Here is a 4,231-nt window from a genome sequence, read left to right on the forward strand (position 1 = left end):
GAGGTAGAATGGGTTATTAATTCCAGTCAGCTATCACCAAGAATGGAAAGAAAAATTAACAAGCATTCTACTATAGGAGCTGTTAATGGACTTGCAGTATATGGATCCAATATAGGAGCTTTATTAGAGATTGAAGTTACTGTTATTCCAGCTAAGGATAGCAAGGGAAGCATTAATATTACTGGAATTGTAGAGGAAGAAAGCATTGGTGGACAAGGTAAATCTATTCGAAGAAAAAGTATGGCAAAGGGTTCGATAGAAAATGTCATTACAGTTTTACGTTCCATGGACGTTCCTGCAGACCAATATGATATCCATGTTAATTTTCCAGGAGGTATTCCAATTGATGGGCCTTCGGCAGGTATATCAATGGCAACAGGCATTTACTCTGCTATTTATAAGCAACCGGTAGACCGAAAAGTAGCGATGACAGGGGAAATAAGTATTCATGGAAAAGTGAAGCCGATTGGAGGGGTAGTAGCAAAAGTGAAAGCGGCTAAGGCTGCAGGTGTGCAAAAAGTTATTATTCCACAAGAAAATAAGCAAGCTATATTAGAGCAAATAAAGGATATTACCATTATTCCTGTTCAATCACTTAAAGAAGTTCTGGAGCATGCGTTATTGAAGGAAGAATGGGAAGAAGAAGAAGCAATTCCGGCTTCTACGATTGCGTTAACAAAAAAAGAAAGTATTTAATTTTAGCACATTACATAAAGAATGCTTATTACTTTGTATTTTCACTGTCGACTAATTTAGTTATGATAGATTTAGTCGGCAGTTTTTTGTGGTATATTACATAATATCGATAATGTTTTTTTATTTGAAAGTAAAGCCTTTTAAGAATACATAAATTTTAATAAAAGGGAGGATTATTATATAATTGAATAGAAACTTGGAAATTGATAAAGTTTCTTTTTAACTTTTTTTAATAGGGGAAATTCATTTAGCATTATGAGCAGCCTGAATATACAGAGATGCGGCGAGAACTAGCAAAGATAGGTTTAAAAGACCCCGCAGATGTAGTTCCGGTATGCTAAAAGCTTACTCAAGGAAAGCAGAGCATTCAGGTTGATGGCTATATGACAAACTTTAGGAAACAACCTTCTTTTTTGAATGGAAACAGCCTAAATAAGCCATTTTATAAAGGAAGGTTTGTTTTAAGCGCATCCATTCCTTCTTTAGCTTTCTTTATTATAAACAAAATTCCGTGATTGGTAAATTATGTATTTTTATGCTGCTTAATATTGGAGAGAATGAGTAAAAAAGTGGAAGTGAAAAATTAGTTCTATTTTTACTGCTTGTCTAATAACTCTTGTTAATAGACACATTTTCATAAATAAGATAGAATTGTACAAAGCATTATAATGCAAGGAGGCCTAATATCGAAAGGAATGTATTGAAATTAGGCGATAAAAGGTAAAGGATTTTTTTAAGCTGGAGGTGCAACGTCATGGAGGAAAATAAAAAAACAATAGTCCCCCTCCTGCCGCTTCGAGGTTTACTGGTTTATCCAACGATGGTACTTCATTTAGATGTAGGTCGTGATAAGTCCGTGCAGGCTCTCGAAAAAGCAATGGTAGAAGACCATTTGATTTTTCTAACAATGCAAAAAGATATGGATATAGACGAACCTGAAGAAGAAGATCTATATAAAATGGGAACATTAACAAAAGTAAAACAGATGTTAAAGTTGCCAAATGGAACAATAAGAGTGCTGGTCGAAGGGATACAAAGAGCAGAGCTGGAAGAATTAATAGAGGAAGATGGGTATTTTGCAGCAAGTCTCCGTCTTTATGAAGAAGAAACTTCAAAAGATGTAGAAGATGAAGCATTAATGAGAACAATGCTGCAGTATTTTGAGCAATACATAAAAATTTCTAAAAAAATATCCCATGAAACATATGCAACAGTTTCCGATATGGAAGAACCAGGCAGAATGGCGGATATTATTGCTTCCCATTTACCAATCAAATTAAAAGAAAAACAGCAAATTTTAGAAACATTAAATAATAAGCAAAGAATGAATTATGTCATTGATATCATTCAAAATGAAAAAGAAGTATTAAACCTAGAGAAGAAAATTGGTCAGCGCGTAAAGAAATCAATGGAAAGAACACAAAAGGAATACTATTTACGCGAACAGATGAAAGCTATTCAAAAGGAGCTTGGAGATAAAGACGGAAAGAGCGGTGAGGTCAGTACTCTCCTTGAAAAGATTGAAAAAGCGGGAATGCCTGATCATGTGAAAGTTGCGGCTCTAAAAGAATTAGACCGGTATGAAAAGATACCTGCAACATCAGCAGAAAGCTCTGTCATCCGCAACTATATCGATTGGCTGCTTGCCTTACCATGGACAAATGCAACAGAGGACGATTTGGATCTTCTTAAAGCAGAAAAAATCTTGAATGATGATCACCATGGTTTAGAAAAGGTTAAAGAAAGAGTATTGGAATATTTGGCTGTCCAAAAACTTACAAATTCCTTAAAAGGCCCTATTCTTTGTCTTGCAGGACCTCCAGGGGTAGGGAAAACAAGTCTTGCTCGTTCCATTGCCCGCTCTTTAAACCGAAATTTTGTCCGCATCTCTTTAGGTGGTGTGCGCGATGAATCAGAAATTAGAGGGCATAGACGAACCTATGTAGGTGCAATGCCAGGCAGAATTATTCAAGGAATGAAAAAGGCAGAGACGATTAATCCTGTATTTTTGTTAGATGAAATTGATAAAATGTCAAATGATTTTCGTGGAGATCCTTCCTCTGCCATGCTAGAAGTTCTTGATCCAGAGCAGAACCATAATTTTAGTGATCATTATATTGAAGAAACCTATGATTTATCAAAGGTTATGTTTATTGCAACAGCAAATAATTTAGCAACCATTCCAGGTCCATTACGGGATAGAATGGAAATTATCTCCATTGCTGGGTATACAGAAATCGAGAAAATTCATATTTCAAAAGATCATTTATTGCCTAAACAAATTAAAGAGCATGGATTATCCAAAGCTCAGCTTCAAATTAGAGAAGATGGCATTCAAAAAATTGTTCGTCTATATACAAGAGAAGCTGGAGTTCGGACGTTAGAAAGACAATTAGCAACCATTTGTCGCAAAACGGCAAGAATGATTGTTACCGGAGAAAAGAAAAAGGTAGTCATTACAGCTAAAAATGTCGAGGATTTCCTTGGTAAGCCAATTTTTCATTATGGTCAGGCAGAAGAAGAGGATCAAATTGGAGTTGCAACCGGTCTTGCATATACAACAGTTGGCGGTGATACTTTACAAATTGAAGTATCCTTGGCACCTGGAAAAGGCAAATTAGTCTTGACTGGAAAATTGGGTGACGTGATGAAGGAATCTGCTCAAGCAGCATTTAGCTATATACGTTCCAAATCAGAAGAGCTTGGAATTGATGCGAATTTTCATGAGAAATATGATATTCACATCCATGTTCCAGAAGGTGCAGTACCGAAAGATGGTCCATCAGCAGGAATTACAATGGTAACTGCTCTTGTTTCTGCACTTTCTGGTAAACCAATCAAGAAAGAAGTAGGAATGACAGGAGAGGTAACACTCCGAGGGCGAGTTCTGCCAATTGGCGGATTAAAGGAAAAATCCCTTGGTGCTCACCGTGCCGGTTTAAAAACCATCATCATCCCAAAAGATAATGCAAAGGATATCGATGATGTTCCTGAAAGTGTAAGAGAAGAACTAGACTTTATTCTAGTCTCACATGTAGATGAAGTATTAAAACACGCGTTGAACGGAAGTGTAAATCTTTGAAAGTTAATCAAGCAGAAATAGTAATTAGTGCAGTAAAGCCAAGTCAATATCCAGAAGGGAATCTACCAGAATTTGCGTTAGCTGGAAGGTCAAATGTTGGGAAATCGTCCTTTATTAATCGTATGCTTGGACGGAAAGCGTTAGCGCGTATTTCGTCCAAACCAGGTAAGACACAAACATTAAATTTTTATCTAATTAATGAAGTGTTGCATTTTGTAGATGTACCTGGTTATGGGTATGCAAAAGTTTCGAAGAAAGAAAGAGAAGCATGGGGGAAAATGCTTGAAACGTATTTTACTTCAAGGGAACAATTAAAAGCAGTTGTTTTAATTACAGATCTTCGCCATCCACCAACTGCTGACGATATTTTAATGTACGACTTTTTAAAGCATTACGGAATACCATGTGTAGTTATTGCTACAAAGGCAGACAAAATATCAAAATCCCAATGGC

General features: G+C 36.3%; 3 protein-coding genes. All 3 read left to right on the forward strand.

The genetic code is table 11. The features are described 5' to 3' along the window. Positions 1 to 696 (forward strand): S16 family serine protease (locus tag RTL21_RS18655; RefSeq protein WP_312098034.1); only part of this gene is annotated, 696 nt, incomplete at its 5' end. Between the two features lie 754 nt (positions 697 to 1,450). Continuing rightward, positions 1,451 to 3,778 (forward strand): endopeptidase La, encoded by a 2,328-nt coding sequence (lon, locus tag RTL21_RS18660; protein ID WP_312098036.1) that lies wholly within the window; start codon positions 1,451 to 1,453, stop codon positions 3,776 to 3,778. Further along, on the forward strand, positions 3,775 to 4,231 hold a 457-nt coding region (gene yihA / locus RTL21_RS18665), incomplete at its 3' end, for a ribosome biogenesis GTP-binding protein YihA/YsxC (protein WP_312098038.1). The genes lon and yihA, both read left to right, overlap by 4 nt.

Source organism: Niallia sp. (assembly GCF_031978665.1).
Lineage (GTDB): Bacteria > Bacillota > Bacilli > Bacillales > Cytobacillaceae > Niallia.

Bases quoted from the DNA above. Each gene is read 5' to 3' on its own strand.
- lon (WP_312098036.1), top strand. From the start codon at position 1,451: ATGGAGGAAAATAAAAAAACAATAGTCCCCCTCCTGCCGCTTCGAGGT.